The sequence below is a fragment of the Streptomyces recifensis genome, assembly GCF_002154615.1.
GTDB lineage: Bacteria > Actinomycetota > Actinomycetes > Streptomycetales > Streptomycetaceae > Streptomyces > Streptomyces griseoluteus.
This window is the reverse complement of sequence record NZ_MUNH01000206.1, coordinates 1-381: the sequence shown is the minus strand read 5'-3', so window position 1 is coordinate 381 and position 381 is coordinate 1. Positions and strand designations below refer to the sequence as shown.

The 381-nt window shown below is 78.5% G+C and carries 1 pseudogene; it reads right to left on the bottom strand.

Annotated features, from left to right (window positions below):
• Positions 1–322, bottom strand: a pseudogene (locus CCN33_RS32925) (DNA-3-methyladenine glycosylase 2 family protein); the annotation flags it as partial.
• Positions 323–381: the final 59 nt, after the last annotated feature.

Genomic DNA, 381 nt, shown 5'->3' with positions numbered 1-381 from the left:
CGGGCAGCCGGTCCAGCAGCCAGTCGGCGCCGGGCCCCCACGCCTCGCCGCGCACCTCGCCGCCGCATGTGTACACGCGCAGCGTGCCCGGCCCGGCGGGGGTGCGGGTGGCCCGCCACACCGACCCGTCGCGGGTCGCGCGGAACGTCGGGTCACCGCCCCCGCGCCGTAGCGGCCCGAGCACCAGACCGAGGTCGTACGGCCCCTGGGGCACCCACGTCCGCGTCCGGGGCCCGGCCGCCTGCCGGGGCACCACGGACGCCGGAACCGCCTCGCGCACGGGCGCGTGCGACGGGGGCCGGGGGGCGAAACGTCCTGCCACGAGAAGAGGTCCTAGGGGTGCGGATGGGGCGGGGGTGCCCTATGAGACTAGGGGATGTC